At 63.5% G+C, this 24,587-nt stretch carries 21 protein-coding genes and 1 tRNA gene; 10 read left to right on the top strand and 12 right to left on the bottom strand.

Annotated features, from left to right (window positions below; translation table 11 throughout):
- The first annotated feature begins 24 nt into the window (after nucleotides 1-24).
- On the top strand, nucleotides 25-783 hold the full coding sequence (locus tag ACFVSI_RS20135) for a potassium channel family protein (RefSeq protein ID WP_387827649.1): 759 nt from the start codon (nucleotides 25-27) through the stop codon (nucleotides 781-783).
- A 202-nt stretch (nucleotides 784-985) separates the two neighbouring features.
- Here ACFVSI_RS20135 and ACFVSI_RS20130 read toward each other — a convergent pair.
- Together ACFVSI_RS20130 and ACFVSI_RS20125 are read right to left on the bottom strand one after the other, a co-directional pair.
- Nucleotides 986-1,067 (bottom strand) — tRNA-Tyr (locus ACFVSI_RS20130).
- A gap of 128 nt (nucleotides 1,068-1,195) precedes the next feature.
- A complete protein-coding gene (locus tag ACFVSI_RS20125) occupies nucleotides 1,196-1,462 on the bottom strand; it encodes a hypothetical protein (RefSeq protein ID WP_262275697.1) in 267 nt (88 codons plus the stop codon).
- A 182-nt stretch (nucleotides 1,463-1,644) separates the two neighbouring features.
- Between ACFVSI_RS20125 and ACFVSI_RS20120 the strand changes: the two genes are divergently transcribed.
- From ACFVSI_RS20120 to efeB, 4 genes are all read left to right on the top strand, one after another.
- The gene (locus tag ACFVSI_RS20120; RefSeq protein WP_144659328.1) at nucleotides 1,645-2,136 is read left to right on the top strand and encodes a YajQ family cyclic di-GMP-binding protein; all 492 of its coding nucleotides are present in this window, start codon (nucleotides 1,645-1,647) and stop codon (nucleotides 2,134-2,136) included.
- A 236-nt stretch (nucleotides 2,137-2,372) separates the two neighbouring features.
- Complete coding sequence (gene efeU, locus ACFVSI_RS20115) at nucleotides 2,373-3,227, top strand: iron uptake transporter permease EfeU (RefSeq protein ID WP_387827645.1); 855 nt, start codon at nucleotides 2,373-2,375, stop codon at nucleotides 3,225-3,227.
- Between the two features lie 59 nt (nucleotides 3,228-3,286).
- A complete protein-coding gene (gene efeO, locus ACFVSI_RS20110; protein ID WP_387827642.1) occupies nucleotides 3,287-4,459 on the top strand; it encodes an iron uptake system protein EfeO in 1,173 nt (390 codons plus the stop codon).
- Nucleotides 4,456-5,862 (top strand): iron uptake transporter deferrochelatase/peroxidase subunit, encoded by a 1,407-nt coding sequence (efeB, locus tag ACFVSI_RS20105; RefSeq protein WP_387827639.1) that lies wholly within the window; start codon nucleotides 4,456-4,458, stop codon nucleotides 5,860-5,862. Before efeO ends, efeB begins: the two co-directional genes overlap by 4 nt.
- 86 nt (nucleotides 5,863-5,948) lie before the next feature.
- Here the strand turns inward: efeB and htpX are convergent, their stop codons facing one another.
- The gene (gene htpX, locus ACFVSI_RS20100) at nucleotides 5,949-6,818 is read right to left on the bottom strand and encodes a zinc metalloprotease HtpX (RefSeq protein WP_144659323.1); all 870 of its coding nucleotides are present in this window, start codon (nucleotides 6,816-6,818) and stop codon (nucleotides 5,949-5,951) included.
- Between the two features lie 110 nt (nucleotides 6,819-6,928).
- Nucleotides 6,929-8,200 (bottom strand): MFS transporter, encoded by a 1,272-nt coding sequence (locus ACFVSI_RS20095; protein WP_387827636.1) that lies wholly within the window; start codon nucleotides 8,198-8,200, stop codon nucleotides 6,929-6,931.
- 63 nt (nucleotides 8,201-8,263) lie between these two features.
- Here ACFVSI_RS20095 and ACFVSI_RS20090 point away from each other — a divergent pair, with 63 nt between their 5' ends.
- The 4 genes from ACFVSI_RS20090 to ACFVSI_RS20075 all read left to right on the top strand — a co-directional run bounded on the left by ACFVSI_RS20090 (nucleotide 8,264) and on the right by ACFVSI_RS20075 (nucleotide 11,817).
- Nucleotides 8,264-9,034 carry a hypothetical protein gene (locus tag ACFVSI_RS20090; RefSeq protein WP_387827633.1) on the top strand — a complete coding sequence of 257 codons (771 nt, stop codon included), beginning with the start codon at nucleotides 8,264-8,266 and terminating at the stop codon, nucleotides 9,032-9,034.
- 30 nt (nucleotides 9,035-9,064) lie between these two features.
- Nucleotides 9,065-9,544 carry a Fur family transcriptional regulator gene (locus ACFVSI_RS20085; RefSeq protein WP_144659320.1) on the top strand — a complete coding sequence of 160 codons (480 nt, stop codon included), beginning with the start codon at nucleotides 9,065-9,067 and terminating at the stop codon, nucleotides 9,542-9,544.
- 14 nt (nucleotides 9,545-9,558) lie between these two features.
- Entirely contained in the window at nucleotides 9,559-11,043 is a 1,485-nt protein-coding gene (locus ACFVSI_RS20080) for a catalase (RefSeq protein WP_387827630.1), read from the top strand.
- 138 nt (nucleotides 11,044-11,181) lie between these two features.
- Nucleotides 11,182-11,817, top strand: a complete 636-nt coding sequence (locus ACFVSI_RS20075; protein ID WP_387827627.1) for a DUF2461 domain-containing protein — start codon at nucleotides 11,182-11,184, stop codon at nucleotides 11,815-11,817.
- A gap of 136 nt (nucleotides 11,818-11,953) precedes the next feature.
- Here the strand turns inward: ACFVSI_RS20075 and ACFVSI_RS20070 are convergent, their stop codons facing one another.
- From ACFVSI_RS20070 to ACFVSI_RS20045, 6 genes are all read right to left on the bottom strand, one after another.
- The gene (locus ACFVSI_RS20070) at nucleotides 11,954-13,510 is read right to left on the bottom strand and encodes an amino acid permease (RefSeq protein ID WP_387827624.1); all 1,557 of its coding nucleotides are present in this window, start codon (nucleotides 13,508-13,510) and stop codon (nucleotides 11,954-11,956) included.
- Between the two features lie 194 nt (nucleotides 13,511-13,704).
- Nucleotides 13,705-14,121 carry a DUF779 domain-containing protein gene (locus tag ACFVSI_RS20065; protein WP_387827621.1) on the bottom strand — a complete coding sequence of 139 codons (417 nt, stop codon included), beginning with the start codon at nucleotides 14,119-14,121 and terminating at the stop codon, nucleotides 13,705-13,707.
- Nucleotides 14,121-15,143, bottom strand: a complete 1,023-nt coding sequence (gene adhP / locus ACFVSI_RS20060; RefSeq protein ID WP_186313500.1) for an alcohol dehydrogenase AdhP — start codon at nucleotides 15,141-15,143, stop codon at nucleotides 14,121-14,123. The genes ACFVSI_RS20065 and adhP overlap by 1 nt, the downstream gene beginning before the upstream one ends.
- A 95-nt stretch (nucleotides 15,144-15,238) precedes the next feature.
- On the bottom strand, nucleotides 15,239-16,762 hold the full coding sequence (locus ACFVSI_RS20055; protein ID WP_387827618.1) for an aldehyde dehydrogenase family protein: 1,524 nt from the start codon (nucleotides 16,760-16,762) through the stop codon (nucleotides 15,239-15,241).
- Nucleotides 16,763-16,858: 96 nt separating this feature from the next.
- Nucleotides 16,859-18,202, bottom strand: a complete 1,344-nt coding sequence (locus ACFVSI_RS20050) for a GAF domain-containing protein (RefSeq protein ID WP_387827615.1) — start codon at nucleotides 18,200-18,202, stop codon at nucleotides 16,859-16,861.
- A 163-nt stretch (nucleotides 18,203-18,365) separates the two neighbouring features.
- Nucleotides 18,366-19,808 carry an FAD-dependent oxidoreductase gene (locus ACFVSI_RS20045; protein ID WP_387827613.1) on the bottom strand — a complete coding sequence of 481 codons (1,443 nt, stop codon included), beginning with the start codon at nucleotides 19,806-19,808 and terminating at the stop codon, nucleotides 18,366-18,368.
- A gap of 118 nt (nucleotides 19,809-19,926) precedes the next feature.
- Here ACFVSI_RS20045 and rarD point away from each other — a divergent pair, with 118 nt between their 5' ends.
- Nucleotides 19,927-21,021, top strand: coding sequence for an EamA family transporter RarD (gene rarD, locus ACFVSI_RS20040; RefSeq protein ID WP_387827611.1), 1,095 nt, complete (start codon nucleotides 19,927-19,929; stop codon nucleotides 21,019-21,021).
- Nucleotides 21,022-21,123: 102 nt separating this feature from the next.
- Here the strand turns inward: rarD and ACFVSI_RS20035 are convergent, their stop codons facing one another.
- Both ACFVSI_RS20035 and ACFVSI_RS20030 read right to left on the bottom strand, forming a co-directional pair.
- On the bottom strand, nucleotides 21,124-22,611 hold the full coding sequence (locus tag ACFVSI_RS20035; protein WP_387827608.1) for an alpha-L-fucosidase: 1,488 nt from the start codon (nucleotides 22,609-22,611) through the stop codon (nucleotides 21,124-21,126).
- Nucleotides 22,608-24,557, bottom strand: coding sequence for a DUF2264 domain-containing protein (locus ACFVSI_RS20030; protein WP_387827606.1), 1,950 nt, complete (start codon nucleotides 24,555-24,557; stop codon nucleotides 22,608-22,610). Before ACFVSI_RS20030 ends, ACFVSI_RS20035 begins: the two co-directional genes overlap by 4 nt.
- Between the last annotated feature and the right edge of the window lie 30 nt (nucleotides 24,558-24,587).

Below are 24,587 nucleotides of genomic sequence, written 5' to 3'. Positions count from 1 at the left end.
CCCGCCTGTGGCTAGGATTCCGATATGACTCAAGCGCGATACCGGGACCTCGTGGAATGGCCACTCATGGCCACGGCATTGATTTTCCTTACCGCCTACGCCTGGCAAGTCATCGGTCGCGTCGACGGTGAATCGTCAACCCCGTTGGAGGTGATCCTCTGGATCACCTGGGGAATCTTCGCCGTTGACTACTTCATCAACCTCTGGCTCGCCGAAGACCGCATGCGATGGTTCCTGTGGAATCTCCATGAACTCCTGATCGTGGTGCTTCCCTTCTTCCGGCCACTGCGGTTGTTGCGCCTTGTCACCCTGCTTTCGGTGCTACAGCGGACCGTGGGCGAAACCCTCCGGGGACGCGTGGCAACCTACGTCGCCGGAGCGGCAGCCATGCTCATCCTCGTTGGAGCCCTTGCCGTCCTCGACGTCGAACAGGGCGCCCCCGACGCCAAGATCCTGACCTTCGGGGACGCGGCCTGGTGGGCGGTCACCACCATCACCACCGTGGGCTACGGTGACCTGTATCCGGTGACACCGATCGGCAGGGTGGTGGCCGCAGCCCTCATGATGAGCGGCATCGCTGTCCTGGGTATCGTCACTGCTTCCATCGCATCCTGGCTGGTGCAGCGGATCGAGGAGAACGCCGAAGGCGTGGCGGCCGCTACCGGCGAGAAGGTGGCGGCGGCCGAAGAGCCCGTTCGGGCAGAAGTGGCTGACTTGGTCAAGGAGATCGCGGCCTTGCGGCTCGAAATCGCGGAGCTCCGGAAAATCTCCGAGAGCCGGTGAGCGGCCGGTTCCGACGCCCGCGCAGGGACGGTCCGTCACCACCACCTTTGAGCATTCAAGCCCCGTGGCACGCAGTGGTCTGCGGCGCGCCGCCCGGCTCGCAGGATGAAAGTGGGTGGCAGCCGCACCCCTCGGCCCGATTGAAATCCCCCAGTATGCAAAAAAATCCCCGGAACCAATGGTTCCGGGGATTTTCCTTGGGTGGCAGATGAGGGATTCGAACCCCCGTAGGCGTTGCCAGCTGATTTACAGTCAGCCCCCTTTGGCCGCTCGGGTAATCTGCCGAACTTCAAAAGAAGATCACTTCCGGAAGACCATTTCTTTCGATCCGGTAACCGAAGGCAGAGACAACCTTACAGAACTTTCCACGAAGAATCTAATCGGACGTCAGAGGCCGGGATTTCATGGGATTTCAGGCTTCTCCGAGGATCCTGCCTGCCAGTTTCGCCTCGAACTTCTCGGCCTGTTCGGCGGTGATCTGGTTCAGCTGCACGGCCCGCTGGAGATCTGCATGGACGCCATCCATGCGGGAAGTCGCGTCAGGAACCGGGCTCAGCACGATCGAGGCCGCCACCGCCGCCGCCGCTACTGCACTGGCAGCAGCTACCGCGGCCGTTCCAATGGAACCTGCTGCTGCTGAGGCGGACTTGCTGATGGACTGGACGGCCTTGGTGCTCATGCTGATCCTCCGGACGAAGTGTCTTCCAACTGGTACAACTCTGGGCCGCGTACCTCGGTTCCCACCCTGCGTGTGCTGTGAGCGAACTGTGAAAGCCCGACACCGTCCCAACCGTCGCCTTCCGTACTAGGCTGGATGCCAGACCCAACCGCCCTCACAGGGCCCCCAACCTAAGGAGAGTCATGGCAGGCGAATCCACATTCGACGTCGTCAGCAAGGTAGACAAGCAAGAGGTCGCCAACGCACTGAACCAGTCACAGAAGGAAATCGCGCAGCGGTACGACTTCAAGGGCGTCGGCGCAGAGATCGACTTCAGCGGCGAAAAGATCCTCATGAAGGCCAACTCGGAAGACCGTGTCCTTGCAGTCCTGGACGTCTTCCAGTCCAAGCTGATCAAGCGCGGCATCTCCCTGAAGTCCCTGGACCAGGGCGAGCCCTACCCCTCGGGCAAGGAGTTCCGCCTGGAGTGCAGCATCAAGGAGGGCATCGCCCAGGACATCGCCAAGAAGATCAACAAGATCATCCGCGATGAAGCCCCCAAGTCCGTCAAGTCCCAGATCCAGGGCGACGAACTCCGCGTGACCTCCAAGTCGCGCGACGATCTACAGGAGACCATGGCCATCCTCAAGAAGTTCGAAGAGGCCGACCTCCAGTTCGTGAACTTCCGCAGCTAACGGTGCTCCGGCCGCGTGATTGCTGGGCGCCCGCGCCCGGCGCTCCCGCGCCTCGGCGGCGCAAAAGCCGGGATGCACGCCCCTTCCAGGGCATCGCATCCCGGCTTTTTGCTGCCCGTAACTACAGCGACTGTCGTAAATTACGGCACGATTAGTTTGCGTAATAGCCAACGCACAGTATTCTTCTTCCTTAGGCGAGCCTAAGTACGGCTCCCCTTAGCGAAAGAACTCTCCACATGACCGCCAACTTCCTGATCGGCCTGCGCGAAGGCCTCGAGGCCTCACTGATCGTGGTCCTGCTGATGGCTTATCTCATCAAGACCGGGCGGCGGCACCTCATTCCGCGCCTCTGGGCAGGGGTGGGCGCAGCCATTGCCATCTCCTTCGGCTTCGGCGCCCTGCTGACTTTCGGCCCGCGGGGCCTGACGTTCGAGGCACAGGAAGCCATTGGCGGCGGGCTGTCCATCGTTGCCGTGGCCTTGGTGACGTGGATGGTCTTCTGGATGGCCCGCACCGCGCGCAGCCTCGGCGGCGAACTCCGCTCCCAGGTGGATAAGGCGGCCGACGGCGCCGCCTGGGGCCTTGCGCTCGTGGCGGCACTGGCCGTGGGCCGCGAAGGACTCGAAACCGCGCTCTTCATCTGGGCCGCAGCCCAAGCCACGGGAGAAACCACGCTGCCGCTCCTCGGGGCTCTGCTCGGACTGGTAGCGGCTGCCGGATTGGGATACCTGCTGCACCGGGGAGTCCTCAAGGTGAACCTGGGTCGCTTCTTCACCTGGACCGGCGTAGGCCTGATCGTCATCGCGGGCGGAGTGTTGGCCTACGGTGTCCACGACCTTCAGGAAGCCGGCATCCTCCCGGGCCTCCACAACCTGGCCTTCGATGTCTCAGCCGCCATCCCGCCGTCGTCCTGGTACGGCACGCTGCTCAAAGGCACCCTGAACTTCTCCCCCGCCACCACGTGGCTGGAAGCAGCAGCCTGGCTGCTGTATGTAGCCCCGGTGCTGTTCTTCTACATCCGGGCCAACCGTTCGTCCCGGCCGAAGGCCACCAGCACCATTTCAGCTCCCGCAGTCGCAGCACAGCCTTAGAGCCCTCCCCGACTTGGCCGCAGGGCCACCCCGCACACTCCGTAGACAAAGGATTCCCCATGCCCGCTTCACCCAAGCTCCGCAGAACACTTGCCGTGATTGGCGCCGCAGCAGCAGTGCCGCTGGTCCTTTCCGGTTGTACCGACAACGCGAAGACCACGGCTGCAACGGACGGTCCCATCCAGGTCAGCAGCACCGCCAACGAGTGCAAGGTGTCCACGACCAGCGCTTCAAGCGGCAACCTCACCTTCGCGGTGAAGAACGAGGGCACCGAAGTCACCGAGTTCTACCTGCTGGCCGAAGACGGACTGCGGATCATTGGCGAAGTGGAAAACATCGGCCCGGGTATCTCGCGCAACCTGGTAGTCACCGCTCCCGCAGGCAAGTACACCACCGCGTGCAAGCCCGGCATGCAGGGCGACGGCATCCGTGCCTCCTTCGAGGTCAAGGAATCCGGCAACAAGCCCAGCGTGGACGCCGATCTGCAGAAGCTGGTGGACACCGGAACGCAGCAGTACGCCGCCTACGTCAAGGACCAGACCGAACAGCTCGTCACCGGCACCAAGGCCTTCGCCGAGGCATTCGCCGCCGGCGATGCCGCCAAGGCCCGCGAGCTCTACGCAGCAACCCGCATGCACTGGGAACGGATCGAACCCGTCGCTGAGTCCTTCGGCGACCTCGACCCCAAGCTGGATGCCCGCGAAGCAGACCTTGAGCCTGGCCAGGAATGGACCGGCTGGCACCGCGCAGAAAAGGACCTCTTCCCGCCGGCAGGCTACACAGCGATGACCGCCGCAGAGCGCACCGCCATCTCCACTCAACTCGTTGCCGACACCGAAGACCTGGCCACTCGCACCCGCACCGTGGAACTCACGGCGGACAAGCTGGGCAACGGCGCCAAGGAACTCCTGGACGAGGTTGCCACCGGCAAGGTCACGGGCGAAGAAGAGATCTGGTCCCACACCGACCTCTGGGACTTCCAGGCAAACGTTGACGGCGCCCGCATCGCGTTCGAAAGCCTGAAGCCGGCCCTGGAACAGAAAGATGCAGAGCTCTCCAAATCCTTGGATGAAAAGTTCACCGCACTGCAGGCCGAGCTGAAGAAGCATGCAAAGGGCGATGGCTTCGCCTACTACAACGAGCTCAGCCCGGAGCAGGTACAGGCTCTGGCATCGCTGGTCGACTCGCTGGGTGAGCCCCTCTCCAAGCTCACCTCAGCCGTGGTGCTGTGAGCGGCTGCCCTTTCGGCCACACCGGTGAGCCGGCCGACGTCGGGCGTTCCGGTGAGCCGTCCGACGTCGTAAGGTCCCAAGAGGCGTCCGACGGCGGTACGGCGGCTGCCGCTGATACCGGCGCCGCACGGATGTCGCGCCGGGGCCTGCTCTCCCTCGCGGGCGTGGGCGGTGCCGGAGCTGTGGCCGGGCTCGCCGCAGGCTTCCTGGGTCATGACGCGGTGGCGACGGCGGCAGCACCCTCAGTGCCTTCCGCCGGGGATGCCGTGGTTCCTTTCTTTGGCGATCACCAGGCGGGCATCACGACGCCTGCCCAGGACCGTCTGCATATGGCTGCGTTCGACGTGACCACCGAAGACCGCAAGGAGCTGATCAAGCTCCTCAAGGAATGGACTGCCGCGGCGCAAGCAATGACTGCCGGCAATCCAACCGGCAAGACCGGTGCCGTCGATGGCCCGTACGACGCCCCGCCGGAAGACACTGGCGAGGCCTTGGATTTGGCAGCTTCCAAGCTGACCCTGACGTTTGGCTTTGGCGCAGGCTTGTTCGAGAAGGATGGCAAAGTCCGGTTCGGTCTGGAGGGCCGGCGTCCGGAGGCCTTGATCGAACTTCCCCACTTCCCAGGCGATGATCTGCAGCCCGGGCGAACAGGGGGCGACCTCGTGGTCCAGGCCTGCGCGGATGATCCGCAGGTGGCCGTCCACGCGATCCGCAACCTGGCGAGGATCGGATTCGGAAAGGTCCGCGTGCGGTGGTCCCAGCTCGGGTTCGGACGCACTTCCTCGACCTCAAGGGCACAGGTGACACCCCGAAACCTGTTCGGCTTCAAGGACGGCACCAACAACCTCAAAGTAGAGGACAACGCCCTCCTCGACGAGCACGTTTGGGTGGCGGGCGGTGGCCCCGTGGCCGAGCAGTGGATGGCCGGTGGCAGTTACCTGGTGGCGCGGCGAATCCAGATGCACATCGAAATCTGGGACCGTACCTCGCTGCGGGAGCAGGAAGGGCTGATCGGTCGCACCAAGGGCGCGGGGGCTCCCCTGTCCGGAGGAGACGAGTTCAGCACGCCGGACTTTGCCATGGCCGGACGCAATGGCGAGCCGTTGATCCCCATGGATTCACACATGCGCCTGGCCCATCCGGACCAGAACAACGGCGTCCGCATGCTGCGCCGCGGCTACAACTTCACCGACGGCTCGGACGGACTCGGGCACTTGGATGCCGGCCTGTTCTTCATCGCGTTCGTCAAGGATCCGCGAACCCACTACGTCCCCATGCAGCTGGCCTTGGCCAAGGGCGACACCTTGTCCGTGGAGTACCTCAAGCACACCGGTTCGGGCTTGTTTGCGGTGCCTCCGGGCGTGCAGGCCGGTGGGTACATCGGCGAAGGGCTGTTCGCGTAGTCCTTGGCTGGCAGCAATTCCGTTGCAGACCCGCTTCTGCGTCGTTGGGCAACAACGGAAAAGCGGTTTTAGAACGTGATGAGTCCCTATGACAGCGGCCGCCCCGCCATTCTCTCCAGCCGGCTGATGCGTTCCTTCATGGGCGGGTGGGTGGAGAACATGCGCCGCATGCCGCCGCCCCTGAAGGGGTTGGCGATCATCAGGTGCGAGGCATTGACGAGCCGTTGGTCCTGCGGAAGAGGCAACTGACTCACCCCGGACTCGATCTTGCGCAGGGCCGAGGCCAGCGCCAGGGGATCGCCAGTGAGCTCGGCGCCGTCCTCGTCGGCGTCAAACTCCCGGGTGCGCGAAATCGCCATTTGGATGAGTGAGGCCGCAAAGGGTGCCAGTAGCGCCATGGCGATGGTCGCGAGGGGGTTTGCGTTGCGCCGGTCGCCACCGCCAAAGATCAGCAGCATCTGGCCAACCGAGGTGATCACGCCAGCCACAGCCGCAGCCACCGAGGACGTCAGGATGTCGCGGTTGTAGACGTGCATCAGCTCATGCCCCAGCACGCCCCGAAGTTCCCGCGCGTCCAAAAGATGCAGGATTCCCTCTGTGCAGCACACGGCGGCGTTCTTTGGATTGCGACCGGTAGCGAAGGCGTTGGGCGTCATGGTGGGTGACAGGTAGATCCGCGGCATGGGCTTGTTGGCCCGGACGGACAGCTCCCGGACGATCTGGTACAGCTGTGGCGCCTGGGCCTCGGTCACGGGGTACGCGGCCATGGAGCGGATGGCGATTTTGTCACTGTTCCAGTAGCCATAGGCAGTTGTACCGACGCCGATCAAGGCCATAATCCAGATGGGGGCGGTGCTGCGGGTTCCTGAGGCGATGATGGCACCCAAACCCAACAACACCGCCCACAGCACGCCGAACAGTGCCGCGGTTTTGAGTCCATTGTTGTGTTTGTGCACGTTGCCCTCGTTCTCTTTCTTCGCCTCTTGCCGGGGTTCTTTCACGTTAAACGTCGACGCCGGTCGCCCTGTTCCGGCGCCTACGGCACCGGCGGCTACGGCACCGGCGGCTACGGCACCGGGTGCTTCGAATCGTAGGCGACGAACCCGGGTTGGATACGCGAGGCAAGCCACGCCAGCACGATGCATAGAACGCCGCCAAGCAGCAGCACGCCGCCCTCACTGAGGAACTTCGTCACTCCACCGGCGAGCATGTCCCCCACCCGCGGCCCGCCCGCGACCACCACAATGAACACCCCTTGCAGCCGCCCGCGCAAGTGGTCCGGGGTGGCGGCTTGGAGGATGGTGGTTCGGAAGACAGCACTCACGGAGTCGGAAATGCCGGCGAGCGCACAGCAGAGCGCCGCCGGTATCAGCCAGGGCGTGGTTCCGTTACGTCCGGAGTCGCCGGCCAGGAGCACCACCAGGCCAAAGCCGGCAATCGAGGCACCCCAGCCCATCACCGACCACACCACGGCACTGCCCTGCCGGCGCACCCTGCCCAACGGCCCTGAGAACAGGCCGGCAAGGAACGCCCCCACGGCCGTGGACGCAAGCAGCATGCCGACAGTGGTCTCCCCTCCCCCAATCATCACGGCTCCAATGGCGGGCATCAGCGCCCTGGGTTGTGCACAGATCATGGCGATCAGGTCAATCACGAAGGTCATGCGGACATTCGGCCGCCCGCCCAGGAAGCGGAAGCCTTCCACCACTGAACGGAATCCGGGCCGCACAGCGTCCTTGGAGGGCGGCAAGGGCGGCAGCTTGAAGAGCCCCCACAGGGCAAAGGTAAAGCTGATGACGTCAATCGTGTAGGTCCAGCCAAACCCGATGGTGGCCACGAGGACCCCCGCCAACAGGGGTCCCGCGGTCATCGAGAGGCCGAATGTCAGCATGTTCAAGGCATTGGCAGCCGGCAGCAGGTCTTTGCGGACCAGGAGGGGAATAATTGCGCTTCTGGCCGGACCGTTGATGCCCTGCGCCCCGCTTTGGATGGCCACCAACGCGTAGAGCACCCAGATGTTGCCGATCTCCAGCCACGCCTGCAAAGCCAGCCCGGCCGTGGTCAGCCAGAGCACCAACGAAGCGATCAAGGCGACTTTCCGGCGATCGTAGGCATCGGAAATGGAGCCGCCGTAGAGACCTGCAATCACCAACGGAACCAGCGCGAAGATGCCGAGAAGTCCTACATACAGGCTTTCCTGGGTCAGCCGGTAAACCTCCAGGCTGACGGCCACAAGGGTCAGTTGGGTGCCGATGGCTGCAACGGATGCCCCCAGCCAGAGCCGGCGAAAAGCAGGACTCTCCCTGAGCGGAGTAATGTCTGCCAGTAGTTTTGCCACCGTCCAACCCTAACCAGCCCCGGGGCTTGGTAGGCTCACCCCGGGGAAGGAGTTGACATGGTCATGTCGCGACGTTTGCTGTACCGTTCGGACTTTTGGGAGATCGCCCGGCCACGCCACCCCCTCACAGCCGGACATGTGGTGATCCGCTTGTCCGATCCCTCCATCGACTTCGCGCTCCCGTCAGCAGCGGATTGGCTTCTCTGCCACCATCTTGCGCGCACAGCCCTGGCGAAGGTGCTCGGAGCCGGCCGGTTCGCGGTCATGTTCGCCTACCAGTGGCACCCCTTGGGAGCCGGGCTGGGTGAACCGGTGGCGGAGTCGTCCACGCCGACGTTCCACCTCTTCGGTCGTTGGTCTGGAGAAACCACGACGCCGGGACAGCAGCTTTCGCTGCCGGCCCACCGTCGGGCGGTGCTGCCGGAGTCCGGGCTCGAGGTGACCGACAGGTCGATACGCGAGGTGCTCCGCAGTGAGCGGCCCACAGCGGACCGGGTCGTCGAACACGCGGCGGAGGCCGCCGTCGTACCTGTCCTTGAACCCGCCCTTCTGACCCGGACCATTACGGCGGCACCCCGCCACACGGTGATCGAGCCCGTGGGAGGTGCGGCGTCGATCCGTGAGTTCAGGCCGGCTGATCTCCTTGCCATCGCCGCGTCGCTGCGTGCCTTGCCACTATCCGCCGGCGTCAGCGGCTTCAGTTGCTTGGCACTCGAATCACCAGCACCGGAGACGCCGCTGCGTCTCCACGCGCTGGGTCGGTCCGCGGCTGAAGATGTGAACCCGCTCTTGGAATTATTACGTTCACCGGAAGTTAGCCTCGCCTTATTGTGAACTTGTCAAAATAAGTGTTTGAATGGATGCATGACAGATCACACAGCTGAGCAGCAAGCATGGGCAGCAGCCCTGCATGCCCATGGCCGGCGTGTGACCAAACAGCGGCTTGCAGTGCTCGCCGCCGTCCAGCACCATCCGCATTCCCCGGCAGAAGGCATCCTTGCCGCTGCCCGCGAAGAACTTCCCGAACTGACGGCGCAGTCTGTTTATGTGGTTCTCAGCGACCTGACGGATCTGCAGATGCTGCGCCGCTTCGAGCCTCCACACTCCCCGGCGCTCTATGAAACCCGGGTTGGCGACAACCACCACCACGCCGTCTGCATCAGCTGCGGCAAGGTGGAGGACGTGGACTGCGCAGTGGGACATGCACCGTGCCTCACTCCGCACTGGAACGAGAATTCCAAGCCCATGACCATCCAGATCGCAGACGTCCTCTATCAGGGCATCTGCCAGGACTGCCAAGCCAAACAACAGCTTCCCGTACTACCTTCCGTAACCCAGAAATAAGAAAAAGGAGAATGATGACCGCGAACATCTCGACCACACAGTCGGGTGCCCCTGTCACTTCCGACGCGCACTCCAAGTCCGTCGGCGCTGACGGTGCCATCATCCTGACCGACCACTACCTGGTGGAAAAGCTCGCACAGTTCAACCGCGAGCGCGTCCCGGAGCGTGTTGTGCACGCAAAGGGTGGCGGCGCTTTCGGTACGTTCAAGACCACCTCCGACGTTTCCGCCTACACCAAGGCAGCTTTCCTTCAGCCGGGCGCCGAGACGGACATGCTGATCCGTTTCTCCTCCGTTGCGGGCGAGAACGGTTCCCCCGACACGTGGCGCGATCCCCGCGGTTTCGCCGTGAAGTTCTACACTTCCGAGGGCAACTACGACCTCGTGGGCAACAACACCCCCGTGTTCTTCATCCGCGACGGCATCAAGTTCCCGGACTTCATCCACTCGCAGAAGCGCCTCCCGGGTACCCACCTGCGCGACGCCGACATGCAGTGGGACTTCTGGACCCTCTCTCCCGAGTCCGCACACCAGGTCACCTGGCTCATGGGCGACCGTGGCCTGCCGGCTTCCTGGCGTGAAATGCAGGGCTACGGCTCGCACACCTACCAGTGGATCAACGCCGCTGGTGAGCGCTTCTGGGTCAAGTACCACTTCAAGTCCAACCAGGGCGTCAACTCCATCACCGGCGACCAGGCTGAAGAGCTGGCCGGTTCGGATGCAGACTTCTACATCCGCGACCTCTCCGAGAACATCGAGGCCGGCAACTTCCCCTCGTGGGAACTGCACGTCCAGGTCATGCCTTACGAGGACGCCAAGACGTACCGCTTCAACCCGTTCGACCTCACCAAGGTCTGGCCGCACTCGGACTACCCGCTGATCCACGTGGGCACCATGGAGCTGAACAAGAACCCGGAGAACTACTTCGCGCAGATCGAGCAGGCCACCTTCGCGCCGTCGAACTTCGTGCCGGGCATCGCTGCTTCCCCGGACAAGATGCTGCAGGCCCGCATCTTCTCCTACGCCGATGCGCACCGTTACCGCGTGGGTACCAACCACGCCCAGATCCCGGTGAACCAGCCCAAGAACCAGGTCAACAACTACAGCCAGGATGGCCAGGGACGTTACCTGTTCAACTCCCCGTCAACTCCGGTCTACGCACCGAACTCGGTCGGTGGCCCGGCAGCTGTCGAGCCCACCTCCCCCGCCGGTGGCTGGGAGAACGACGGCGAACTCACCCTCTCCGCGCACACCCTGCACGCTGAGGATGACGACTTCGGCCAGGCCGGTACCCTGTACCGCGAGGTCTACGATGAGGCCGCAAAGGCACGCTTCCTCGACACCATCACCGGTGCCGTGGGTGGCGTGAAGAACGCCGACATCAAGGAACGCGCCATCCAGTACTGGACCAACGTTGACGCCGAACTCGGCGCCAAGCTCCGCGCCAACCTCGGCGCTGGCCAGACCACGTCCGACGCCGAAGCAGCCAACAAGCTCTAAGCGTCCAGCTTTCCAAGAACACCCCGCTGCGGATCATTCCGCCGCGGGGTGTTCTTTTTGTTTCCACATAGGCGTTTGTTTCCACATAGCTGGCTCTACCTATGGCTGATCAGTCCTGGGGATTCATAGGATCCCTTCATGGACACATTCACAGGCATTCAAACGGCCGCTTTCCGCTTCTACGAGGACCTTGAAGAGAACAACAACCGCGAGTGGTGGCTGGAGCATAAAAGCACGTACGACGCCGAGGTCAGGGAGCCGCTGACAGCTCTCCTTGCGGAGTTGGAGCCCAGGTTCGGGCCGGCAAAGATCTTCCGCCCCAACCGGGACATCAGGTTCTCCCAGGACAAGTCGCCCTATAAAACGGCTCAGGGCGCCTTTGCCGCCACCCAGGAGGGCGTTGGCTACTACGTGCAGATCAGCGCCGACGGGCTCCTCATTGGCGGCGGTTACCACTCCCACACGCCTGCGCAGCTGGCCCGCTTCCGGGCAGCAGTGGATGCTCCCGAGAGTGGTCTGGAGCTGCAAAAGATCATCGACACCGTAGCGGCAGCAGGATTCGCGATTGAAGGCGAGAAGTTGAAGACCATTCCCCGCGGTTTCGACAAGGACCATGCGCGGGCGGAGTTGCTCAAGCACAAGTCGCTGTCGGCCGGGGTGGAGGTGGGGCAGCCGGAATGGTTGTCCACTGCTGCGGCCAAGGACGAAATCGCTGCCCGCTGGGAGGTGCTGAGGCCTTTGGTGCAATGGGTCGGCGAGCACGCGGCACCGTGAGGTGTACCGGCGGGGTTCGAACCGTCCGGGACGCAGGAACGCCCGGAAACCATTGGTTCCCGGGCGTCCCGTGATGCAAGAGCAGGCAGCTGTCTGACAGGCAACCCACTTCTGGGTCAGCGCGTGGACTGAGGGGTCAGACCTTGGAGAAGTTGTCTTCGTCCTCGTCGCCTTCGGCCTGGCGGCTCTCACTCGCTCCATTGACGGAGGCCTTGGCGGACGCGAACTTTTCGTTGAGCCTGGAGTGGCGCTGGCCGTAGGAGAAGTAGATCCCCATGCCAATCACCAGCCAGATCGCGAAGAAGATCCAGGTTTCCACGGCCAGGTTGGTCATGAGGTAGAGGCACAACACTGCGGAGACCCATGGCAGGACCTTGCCGAAGGGTACGCGGAAGGCGGGTTTGAGGTCGGGACGCTTCCTGCGGAGCACCAGGATGCCCAAGCTGACCATCACGAAGGCGGAGAGCGTTCCGATGTTGATCATTTCTTCAAGGAGATCAACCTTGGTTACGCCTGCGACGATGGCAACAGCAGCACCACAGATGATCTGCAGGCGGGCAGGAGTGGCCCTCTTGTCGCTCGTCTTTGACAAGGAGCGGGGAAGCAGTCCGTCGCGGCTCATGGCGAGGACCACGCGGGACAGGCCCATGAGGAGGACCATGATCACGGTGGTCAGGCCTACCAGGGAGCCGAAAGCGATGACCTTGGCTGCGTCGGTGTTGCCCACGGCTTCGAAGGCTGTTGTCAGCGTCGGGTTCTTGACCTCTGCCAGTTGCGTGTAGGAGACCATGCCGGTCAACGCGAGGGAGACCAGGATGTAGAGCAAGGTGACCAGGGCCAGGCCGCCGAAGATGCCGCGGGGCAGCGTCTTTTGCGGGTTCTTGACCTCTTCGGCGGATGTCGCCACCACGTCAAAGCCGATGAAGGCGAAGAACACCAATGCAGCACCGGCGAAGATTCCGAGGGTTCCGTACTGCGCCGGAGCAGCGCCGGTCAGGAAACCGAAGAAGGACTGCTTCATGACATCGGCCGCGCCGGTTCCGGCCGTCGGTTCGGAAGCGGGGACAAACGGCGTGTAGTTGGAGAACTTCACGTAGCTGAAGCCCACCACGATCACGAACAGCACCACCGCGATCTTGATCATGGTGAAGACGTTGCCCACGCGGGCGGACAGCTTTGTCCCCAGCACCAGCAGCACCGTAAAGATTGCGACGATCAGGAAGGCGCCCCAGTAGAGGTCGATGCCGAACACGCTGACGGAGGGCGGCATCTCCACTCCCATCAAACCGAACACGGTACTGAGGTAGATGCCCCAGTACTTCGCGATCACGGCAGCAGCAGTGAAGAGTTCAAGAATGAGATTCCAACCGATGATCCAGGCCAGGACCTCACCCATCGTGGCGTACGTGAAGACGTAGGCGGAACCCGCCACGGGGATGGCGGTCGCGAACTCGGCATAGCACATGATGGCCAAAGCGCAGGTGACAGCGGCGATGGCAAAGGAAATGGTGACGGCGGGGCCGGCAAAGTTGGCCGCAGCCTTGGCGCCCACCGAGAAGATCCCGGCGCCGACAGCAACGGCGACGCCCATGATCATGAGATCCCAGGTGCTTAGGCTGCGCTTGAGCTTGCGACCGGGTTCGTCGGAATCGGCGATCGACTGCTCAATCGACTTGGTCCTGAAAATGTTCATAAAAATGCCACATTCTGGAGGGGGGTGGTATAGGACTCATCAAGGATAGTGTCCGGCCAATGGACGGCCATATTTATCCCAGATAGTGAGACGAGCCCCCAAATCCTGTGACAGCTGTGGCTGGTGTGGTGCGAGCGCGTTGCCCGCATCACACCAGCCAGTGGCCCGGATTTCAGTGTCTTCATGGCCAAGGCCTAGAGCCCCGGTACCTCCCAATCCATCAGTGTTGACCGGATCAGGAAGCGCTTGCCCTCAGGCGCCTCCACTGAAAAACCGCTCCCGCGCCCTGAGACAACGTCCACGGTCAGATGGGTGTGGGACCAGTAGTTGAATTGCTCCCTCGACATCCAGAACTCCAAAGGCTGTGGCTCTGAGGCTGTGCCCAGCTCGAACCGGCCCAGAAGGACATCCGAATCGCCGGTCAGGAACTCCCCTGCCGGATAACACATGGGCGCGGAACCATCGCAGCAGCCGCCCGATTGGTGGAACATCAGCGGACCATGCTGCGCCCACAGCGTCCGGAGCAGGTCCGCGGAGGCCGCAGTGAGCGCCACCCTGGAGAAGTCCTCCCCGGGCAGCGTCACCGTAGCTTCCAGTGCAGAGCTGGTCATCAGAACTTCAGAACCACTCGGCCGTCGATCTTTGCGTGTTTCATTTCATCAAACACCGCGTTGACCTCTGAGAGCTCCCGGGTGGAGACCGTCGGCTTGATCTTCCCCTGGGCGTAGAACTCCAACGCTTCTTCCAGGTCCTGCCTGGTCCCCACAATCGAACCCCGTACCGTGAGGCCCTTGAGGACAATCTCGAAGATCGGTGCCGGAAAATCCCCTGGCGGAAGCCCGTTGAACACGATCGTCCCGCCCCGCCGGGCCATGCCGATCGCTTGACCGAAGGCGGAGGGATGTACGGCCGTCACCAGCACCCCGTGGCATCCGCCCGTTTCACGTTGGATCACCTCGGCCGGATCCTCATGCAAGGCGTTGACCGTGAGCTCGGCGCCGTGTTCCTTGGCCAGCGCCAGCTTGTCATCGGCGATGTCCACAGCAGCAACGCGCAGGCCCATCGCCACGGCATACTGAACCGCGATATGGCCCAGGCCGCCGATGCCGGAAATGGTGACCCACTGCCCCGGCTTGGCCTCGGTCATCTTGAGTCCCTTGTACACCGTCACACCGGCACAGAGGACAGGGGCGACCTCCACGGGGTCCGAGCCTTCCGGGATGCGGGCTGCAAAGCGTGTGTCCACCAGCATGTACTCACCGAAAGAGCCATCGACGCTGTAGCCGCCATTCTGCTGTGACTCGCACAGTGTTTCCCATCCGGTCCGGCAGTACTGGCAGTCTCCGCAGGCAGACCACAGCCAGGCGTTGCCCAGGAGATCACCGACGGCAACGTCAGTAACCCCTTCGCCCAAAGCCACTACTTCGCCCACTCCTTCGTGTCCCGGAATGAACGGTGGCGTGGGTTTGACCGGCCAGTCGCCTTCGGCGGCGTGCAAATCCGTATGACATACCCCCGACGTCAGGAGGCGGACCAGCGCTTGGCCGGGACCCGGCGTCGGGCGTTCAACTTCCTTGACCGTAAGGTCGGTTCCAAACTCCGTGACTACTGCTGCCTGCATCGTGTTCGACATTGACGATCTCCTTTGATCCCTGCGAATAATTGGAGTTTTTGTACAGCTAATGCCCTTAAGAAGGCTCCATAAGGGCATTTGCTGTACAAAAACTCCTAGAAGAAGCCGAGCTTGTTCTCGTTGTAGCTGACCAGGAGGTTCTTGGTCTGCTGGTAGTGGTCCAGCATCATGGCGTGGTTTTCACGGCCAATGCCTGAGGACTTGTAGCCACCGAAGGCGGCACCTGCCGGGTAGGCGTGGTAGTTGTTGACCCACACGCGGCCGGCCTGGATTTCCCGGCCTGCGCGGTAGGCGACATTTCCGTTGCGCGACCAGACGCCGGCACCCAGTCCATAGAGGGTGTCGTTCGCGATGCCGATGGCGTCGTTGTAGTCGCTGAACTTGGTGACGGACACTACCGGGCCAAAGATCTCCTCCTGGAAGATCCGCATCCTGTTGTGTCCCGCGAATATGGTGGGCTGGACGTAGTAGCCGCCAGCCAGGTCACCGGAGAGCTCGGCCCGGGCACCACCGGTAAGGACCTTGGCGCCCTCCTGCTTTCCGATGTCGATGTAGGACAGGATTTTCTCCAGTTGGTCGTTGGAGGCCTGTGCACCGATCTGTGTTTCCGTATCCAGCGGGTTGCCCTGGATGATCTTGTTGGTCCGGGCTACGACATCGGCCATGAAGGAGTCGTAGATGCCTTCCTGGACCAGAGCACGGGACGGGCAGGTGCAGACTTCGCCCTGGTTGAACGCGAAGAGCGTGAAGCCTTCCTGTGCTTTGTCGTAAAAGGCGTCGTTCTGTGCGGCGACGTCGTCGAAAAAGATATTCGGGCTCTTGCCGCCAAGCTCCAAGGTGACGGGGATGAGGTTGTTGGAGGCGTACTGGCTGATCAACCGTCCCGTGGTGGTCTCGCCCGTGAAGGCGATCTTGCGGATGCGCGGGCTGGAAGCCAGCGGCTTGCCGGCCTCGACGCCGAATCCGTTGACCACGTTGACCACGCCGGCCGGCAGGAGATCACTGATCAGTTCCATGAGGACCAGGATGGACGTGGGCGTCTGCTCGGCAGGCTTGAGGACAACCGCGTTTCCGGCCGCGAGTGCCGGTGCCAGCTTCCAGACGGCCATGAGGATGGGGAAGTTCCAGGGGATGATCTGGCCGACAACACCCAGGGGCTCCTTGAAGTGGTATGCGGTGGTGTCCTCATCCAGTTGGGAGAGTCCACCTTCCTGGGCACGCACGGCCGAGGCGAAGTAGCGGAAGTGGTCTGCGGCCAGCGGGATGTCGGCGTTGAGGGTCTCGCGGACCGGCTTTCCGTTGTCCCAGGTCTCGGCGACGGCCAGGAGTTCAACGTTCTCGTCGATGCGGTCGGCGATCTTGTTCAGGATCGCGGCGCGTTCGGTGGCGGAGGTCTTTCCCCAGGATGGCGCGACTTTGTGGGCTGCGTCCAGTGCGAGCTCGATGTCCTCCGAGGTTCCGCGGGCAACTTCGCAGAAGGCCTTGCCTGTTACTGGGGTGATGTTCTCAAAGTAGGCACCCTTGACCGGGGCAACCCATTCGCCGCCGATCCAGTTCTCGTAGCGGTCCTTGAAGGTGACCTTCGAACCCTCGGCACCTGGCTGTGCATAAACGGTCATTGCTAGCTCCTTTGCTGCGAATCACTGTGGCTCTCGCCATTGATCCGAGCCTAGGAGCCGGGAGGTTGCAGCTACGTTGCAACGGTGTGAGTCAGCTCACGATTTCAACTCAGCATCGATCCGTTCAAGGTCGGCCACCACCGCGGCGCGCTTGGGTGAGCGGGGCGGCAGCAGCTTCAGGACCGCAAGGCGGAGGTCGACGTCGTACTTCGCCTCCGGCAGTTCCGCGTACTTGAGCAGCGAATCGACGCCGCCGTCGCTGAGCAGCGCCTCCCGCAACAGATGCGAGACCCGCTCGCGCAACTGCACGACGCCGGGCGCCTCCGATCGCGGCAAAAGCGCACCTTTGTAGATTTCCAAGGCTATGCGGTGGGCGCCGCGCTGCAGGCAGCTCAGGACCTGGCCGGAATCGGGAAGCAACTCGACGGGCAGCCGGTACGGCCGCGACTCGGGGACAGCGTCAGGGCTGAGTTCCTGGATCACCTTACGGAGGCGGACCATCTCGGCGCGGAGAGTCACGGACGATCCCTCGCCAGGGTAAAGCTGGGCGCACAGATCGTCAGCGCTCAATCCATCCGGATGGTTGCCGAGGATGGCCAGGATCTCGCTGTGGCGCGCTGACAAGGAGACTGTCCGGCCATCGATGCTGAGCAGTGCCTGGTCGCGCCCCAGCAGCTGGAGGCTGTTGCGGTACAAAGCCTGGCCGCCCGTGGCTGCTGCGCTCCGGCGTCGTGGTTTGTCGCGGACTGCCGCGGCGAGCTGCAAGCGTTCGATGCGCAACTGTGCCTGGGCGGCAGCGACCGTTGCTTCCACGAGCGAGAGCGTGTGCGGTGCGACGGCTGTTTCGGTGCCGGTGATGTCCACGACGCCCAATACTGCGCCGGAGTCGGGATCGTGGAAAGGAACCGCGGTGCAGCTCCAGGGATGGACCGACCGTTTGAAATGCTCGGCCCCGGAGATCTGGATGCTGCGGTCAAGGGCCAAGGCCGTGCCCGGAGCGCTGGTGCCCACGGAGGCTTCGGACCAGTCGGCGCCGGCGACGAACATCATGCCTTCGGCGCGGCGTTGCATCACGGGGTCGCCATCCACCCACAGAAGCCGCCCGACGTCGTCGCCGACGGCCACCAGCAGTCCGCTGTCATGGCTCGGCTGGACCAGCAGCTTCTTGATCACGGGCATGATGGTGGCCAAAGGGTGCTGCCGCCTGTAATCCTCCAGCTCATCCCGGTCCATGGCCAGGGGCGCTTCCGGTACGTCGGGGTTGGCCTTCAAGTTGGCCGAACGTTGCCACGACTCATGGACGAGACGCCTGATTCCGGCGATGTCATCGGCGGTTCCGGCGCGCCAGGCCTCCAAATGTTCGTGGCCGGCCAGGGCACGCTTCTGCAGCAGCTCCGCGGCGTCAGTGCCGGGAACCACCGGGTGGATTGGATTCCTCACTCGAACTCCCCTGGGTTCTGTGCGTTATGGCCTCGCGTGGTGGGCAACGCGTGTGGTGGGCGGCACAGTACCGAAGAGTCTAGTTCGCCGGATGGAGTTTTTGTACAGCTAATGACCCTAAGGCGCCCGAATAAGCGCATTAGCTGTACAAAAACTCCGGAGGTCAGGGGCGGGAGATCCGGATCATTTCCTCGCGCGGGACAACCTTGATGCGCTCGCGGACCACGCCGTTCCCGTCTTCGGAGGCTGCGGAGGCCGCGGACCATTCAGCGCCGAGGGCAGCTTCGTGCGCGTCCAGCCGGTTCCAGCCTTCCCACGTGGTGTATTCGATGCCGCGTTCTTCCAGGAGGTCGATGATGGCCTGCGGGTCCGGGTTCTCGGCCGGGGGCAGGTTCAAACGGTCCTCGAGGAGGCAGCCGATGGTTTCCAGTGCATCGCCCTTGGTGTGCCCGATCAACCCCACCGGTCCGCGCTTGATCCAGCCGGTGGCGTAGATTCCCGGCACGGGTTCCCCGTCGGCACCCAGGACGCGGCCGCCGTCGTTCGGAATGACGCCGCGGCGGGCGTCGTACGGCAGCTCCTCCAGCGGCGAGCCGTGGTAGCCGATGGCGCGGTAGACCGACTGGACCGGGTATTCGAGGAACTCCCCGGTTCCCTTGACGTTGCCGGTGCCATCCAGCTCCATCCGCTCAAACTTCATCGCCGCAACCTTGCCCGGCGCCTCGGGTGAGTCGAGGATCTCCACGGGGCTGTGCAGGAAGTGCAGGTGCAGGCGGCGGGACGAGGGCTGCTCGGCTTCAGCGTGCTCCTCCACCAGCCAGTTGGTCATGGTGTTGACCATGGTCTTGATCTGGTTGTTTGTCCGGATTGCTTCGTCCGAGGCCTCGTCGAACTCGAAATCCTCCGGGTACAGGACGATGTCCACGTCCTTGCAGTGCGAGAGTTCGCGCAGTTCCAAGGGCGTGAACTTGACCTGGGCAGGCCCGCGCCGGCCGAAAACGTGGACGTCGGTCACGGGCGAGCTCTTCAACCCCTGGTACACGTTGTCCGGAATCTCGGTGACAAGCAGTTCTTCGGGGTGCTTGACCAGCATGCGCGCAACGTCCAAGGCGACGTTGCCATTGCCGATCACCGCGATTTCCTTGGCTTCGAGCGGCCAATCGCGGGCCACGTCCGGGTGTCCGTCGTACCAGGAGACAAAGTCCGCGCCGCCAAAGGAGCCTTCCAGCCCAATGCCGGGAATGTTCAGGTCCGCGTCCTTGATGGCTCCGGTGGAGAAGATCACGGCGTCATAGAAGGCGCGGAAGTCGTGGAGGGTCAGGTCCCTGCCGTAGGTCACGTTGCCCAGAAAGCGGATGTCGCCGCGGTCCAGCACCTTGTGCAAGGCGTTCACGATGCCCTTGATGCGGGGATGGTCCGGCGCTACACCGTATCGAATCAGCCCGTACGGCGCGGGATACGCCTCGAAGAGGTCGATGCTCACTTCCACGTGCCCGTCTTTAACCTCGTTGGACTTGGTGAGGATATCCGCGGCGTAAACACCGGCGGGACCGGCACCCACAATGGCGACGCGAAGCGGACGATTGGTTGCGGCTGAGTCTGACACCGTGAGCCCTTCCGAAGCAGTGAGCCACGCCGCTGTTGGTGGCGCGCAGATTTCAATTCTAGGTGTCGGCCCCACACCGGGCCGCTTATATGGCAGGAGTCACAAAAATACACAAAGATTGCGGAATATTGCGGGGAACGCCGGTGTTGGCCAGAATGTGTCGACTCCGGATCAGATCATTTCAGGCTCCCCTTCGAACCAGCCAACGACGGCGGTAGCCGGGAGCGGAGGCGACGGAACCAGCGGCGTAACCAAGCGAGGCGCCGGGGGCGCCGGCAAGCCCGTGCGGAGCGAGTCGACGGCGGGAATCCTGTTTGGCATCGGCGCGTACGGGTTGTGGGGCCTGCTCCCCCTCTACTTCTTCATCCTCATGCCCGCCGGCGCGATCGAAATCGTGGCCAACCGCGTTGTCTGGTCCCTGATCTTCTGTGCACTGCTGATCACCATCACCCGGTCCTGGCGGATTTTCGGTACCGCACTGAGGGACCCCAGCGTCTTCGGCCCCCTGGCGCTGGCTGCAGCCCTGATCGCCATCAACTGGCTCACGTACACCTTCGGCGTCACCACCGGCCACGCCGTCGAAACCTCGCTGGGCTACTTCATCAACCCGCTGGTCTCGGTCCTCTTAGGGGTCTTCGTCCTCAAAGAGAAGCTTCGCCCCCTGCAGTGGACAGCGGTGGGCATTGGCTTCGTTGCCGTGGGTGTCCTGACGTTCTCCTACGGGCAACTCCCGTGGATCGCCCTGATCCTGGCCTTCAGCTTTGGCCTTTACGGCTTTGTGAAGAAGCGGGTTGGCCCCAAGGTCGATGCCCTCACCAGCCTCAGTGTCGAGACCATGGTGCTGGCTCCCTTCGCAGCCATCACCATGGTGGTCCTGGGTGTTGCTGGTGCTGAAACCCTTACAACCATGGGCGCCGGACACTTCTGGCTGCTGGTGGCCTCAGGCGTCATCACTGCCGTGCCCCTCCTCTTCTTCGGCGCCTCCGCACGCCGCCTGCCGATGACCACGATCGGCCTGCTCCAGTACTTTGCCCCCATCCTCCAGTTTGTTGTGGCACTGCTTGTATTCCACGAAACCATGACCGCTGCCCGCTGGATCGGCTTCTGCGTGGTCTGGCTGGCCCTGGTCCTGCTGACCATTGACATGCTGCGGACCACCAGGAAGAACTCGGCGCTGAAGAAGCAGGCGCGGCTGGCCGCCGTCGAGGCCTGACTCCCGACGCCTGAACCCTCGCGCGAAATCGCGGGAACGCTGCCAAAACCCCCGGAACTTTCCGGCGGATTCGCAGCTTTCCCGCGATTTCGACGCCGGGCCCTAGTCGAGCACGTCCGGATTGGGTTCCCTTTCGCGGCCGGAGACGTCGAGGGCACGGGTTTCCAAGGCGAAAACCAGCGGTCCAATGCCTGCAACGGCCCCAGCGCCTGGCATCCCTGTTCCTGAAGCAGCGTCCGCACCCGGGCCCGCCGCCAGCTCCACCTCCACCACGGACTCGGCCAGCCTCTTGAACGGATATCCGCCGTAGCCCGCCGGAGCCGCGGACCCCAGCACACCGCCCGGGCCCTCCTCCACGTCCTGACCGGAAATGGAGCGAGAGCCCAGCAATCGCAGCCCGGCCACTTCCCGTCCGCCGGGCACCTCTACGCGGACCCTTCCCGACGCCGGAATCCGCGTCACGACTGCGTACACCTGTCCGGTGTCCCCATTCCGGGTGTAGTAGCCCCAACCCGGGTACTTCCAGCCCTCTGCATAGCCGCACCCATAAATGGCTTCCCCGTTCACGGCGAGCCACTCCCCCACCCGCGAGGCAATCTCCACCTCTGCCGGAGCCATGGAGCCGTCACCGCGGGGCCCGAAATTCAGCAGGAAGTTGCCACCCAAGGACGTGCAGTGGGCCATCATGTCCACCACGTCCCAGGGGTGTTTGAGCGTCGACTGCGCCCAGGGGCCTTGGTGGTATCCCCAACTGGCCTGCGGAATGGTCATGCAGGCTTCCCAGTCGCGGGAAGCCACAGCAACATCCCAGGGGGCGGGCAACCTGCGCTCATAGCCGCTCTCGTAGTCGCCCATCAACAGGCCATTGGAATCGACGTGCCGGGAGCCGAAATCATCGGCCCTCAGGCGGCTGTTGACCACCACGCCGGGAAGGCGCTCCTTCAGCATCCGTTCGACTTCCCAGGTCCACCACCCGTTGGCCTTCACGGATTCGTCCCAGGTGCCGTCGAACCAGAATCCCTTCACGCCGGGGTAACGGTCCGCCAGTTCTTCCAGCTGATTCATTGCAAAGTCGAGGTAGCGGGCAAAAGCCGCCCGATCGCCGTCGTTCTCCACCGTGTAGCGCCAGTCCGGGTGCCGCCAGTCGAGCACTGAATAGTAGAAGTTGACGTCGATCCCGCGTGCTTCATAGGCGGCCACCAATTCACCCAGAACGTCCCGGCCCGACGGCGTATTTCCCATGTGGAAGTCCGTGTGGGCGCTCGGCCACAGGCAAAAGCCGTCGTGATGCTTGGTGGTGATGGTCATGTAGCGGGCACCGAGAGCCACGGCCGTGTCAGCCCACCGGTCGGCGTCGAAATCCGCCAGTGTGAAGTCGTTGGCGAGCGCCTCCCATCGTTGTTGAGGGATCTTCGCTACGCGCGGCAGGAACTCGGCCGCGAATTCGACGTCCTTCCCTTCCCACCTCCCGGCCGGCAGCGAGTAGAGACCCCAGTGGATGAACTGCCCCACCCGGTGGCTCCGGAACCGGCACATGGCAGCGTCGTCCCGCCGTCCTTGCCCGGACGCGCCGTACTTAAGGTCAATCACTTTCCCACCTGCCCGTCCCATGGAACGAAAGTACGCAGGTCGAACGACTGCGAAGTACCTGAAGCCCATGTGACGGAGACTTCCGTACCGGAAACCACGACGACGGCAGCCGCCTTGAGCGCTTCAGGCGCCGGAGCCGGGCCTCGGGTGAGGGTGTGCAGGGCAACGTGGACCGTTTCGACAACCGCGCGTTGAGCCGACAGGCTTGGCACTGCGGAGTGCTCACCCATGGCATTGGCACCCGTGTAGTGGGTGGTATCGCGCCCCTGCCAGCCGTGCAGGGCTGTCACAGCGGCAAAGACATCGCCATTGCTGACCCACGCAGTGTCCAGCGTGGTTCCCGCGTGCACTCGGGCCGCTCCCGCGACCGCATGCCCGCCTTCACGCACGGAAAACTCCGCCGGCCCGGTGACGAGATGACAGCGAACCTCATGGATACCGTCCACCACGGACACCGTAGTGACCGCGGTTCCGGGCAGCGCCTTACCGTACAGCTGCGGGACGTGGACCGAGCCGCTGACCGTTCCCTGCGTGCGGGCGGCGCGCAGGGCACAACGCCGGCTCGCTACGCCGTCAGAGCCCAACAACGCCAGGTGCCCGTCGATGTTTTCCTCCCACGCCGGACCCGTTCCGGGCGCGGTGTGGGTGGAGTAGGAGAACTTGGCGTAATGCGGATCATCGGGGTCCGTGCCGCCGTCAACAGGCAAGCCGCAATGATCGCTGCCGTGGTTGGTGAGCCGGACCAACCCGCCATCGCTGCTCACTGTCCATCCGACATCAGGCAAAGAACGTACGACGACGGGCCCATCCGTGGGTTGCGGCTCCTCCACGTCCTGCCACACCCTGTGCTCCGGTGGGAGAGCCAAGCCCAGGAAGCCAATACCGGCCAGATACGGGGACCCAAAACCGCTGTACGGCTGGCAGGATCCCAGGTGTTCGTCATACCAGCCCAGGTTCGGCGGGCCGTCTACTCCGACGCCCTTCGCTGTGAAGTTGGCCAGCACACCGGACGCCAAGCGCCGGGTAGCCCTCGGCGTCAACGGATTCACTCCCGAAATTTCCGCACACCACAAGGCAGCCAGGACTGCAGTACGGTACGCCAGGGATCGCCCGACGTGCAGCACGGCTCCATCACTGGCAAACATGAGGCTCTGAGTGCCCACGAACTCCCGCAGCCGTTCCAAATGACGCTGCCCCTCAGGAGTGCCCTCCCTGCCGGTCATCGTGTACCAAGCCCACAAATAGGGGTGGATCGCCCATGCGTTGTAGTAATCGATTGCGTGCTCCGGCCCGTCCGTATACCAGCCATCACCCAGGTACCAGGACTCCACCCGGGCCACATTCCGCGCCCCCGTGCAGCCGGAGACGTCCTCGCCCACCGATCTCAGGAAACCCTCGGCCATTGCCGGGAAAAGCTGCCAATTGTTCCCCCACACCTCAAGCCGGGCGTGGTGCCGCAACCAGTCGGCCACCTGCTTCTTCTCCCCGTCAGCCAGGGGCTCCCACAGCCACTCCCTGGCAACGTGCAGTGAGAACGCGATGTTCGCGGCCTCCACGATCGAGTTGGTCACCCCCAGCAATGGGGTCTTGCAGGTGACACCCATGGGCCAACGTTCGGTACCTTCCGGATCGGTGCCGGCCAGCAGCGCCTCCCGGTACCACTCAGCCAACCCCAACCGATCCTGCCCACGGGCCCCGGCAATGCGGGGCGCCGCCATCAGCAGGCTCCGGCCTATGGTTTCCATGCCTTCCCGGCGCTCGCCGTCGCGTGTTACCCGACCCGGGAGTCTTGGACTTGCTTTGAGCGGGCTGGAGTAAGTCCGGATATGTTCCAACCAATGGTCGGCCGTGGCTTCCCAGTGGCTGCGGGTCCAGCCGGTGAACGGGGAAAGAGTGGTCTGTGGTTCGGGGAGCCAGGGCTGGTTTACCGGGAGGGGCTGAGTCACGGTGTTGGATCCTTGGGGTTGTTCCGCTGC

It is taken from the genome of Paenarthrobacter sp. NPDC057981 (assembly GCF_042886835.1).
Taxonomy (GTDB): domain Bacteria; phylum Actinomycetota; class Actinomycetes; order Actinomycetales; family Micrococcaceae; genus Arthrobacter.
Note: the sequence above shows the minus strand (reverse complement) of the source record. Positions and strands in the feature narration are given on the sequence as shown.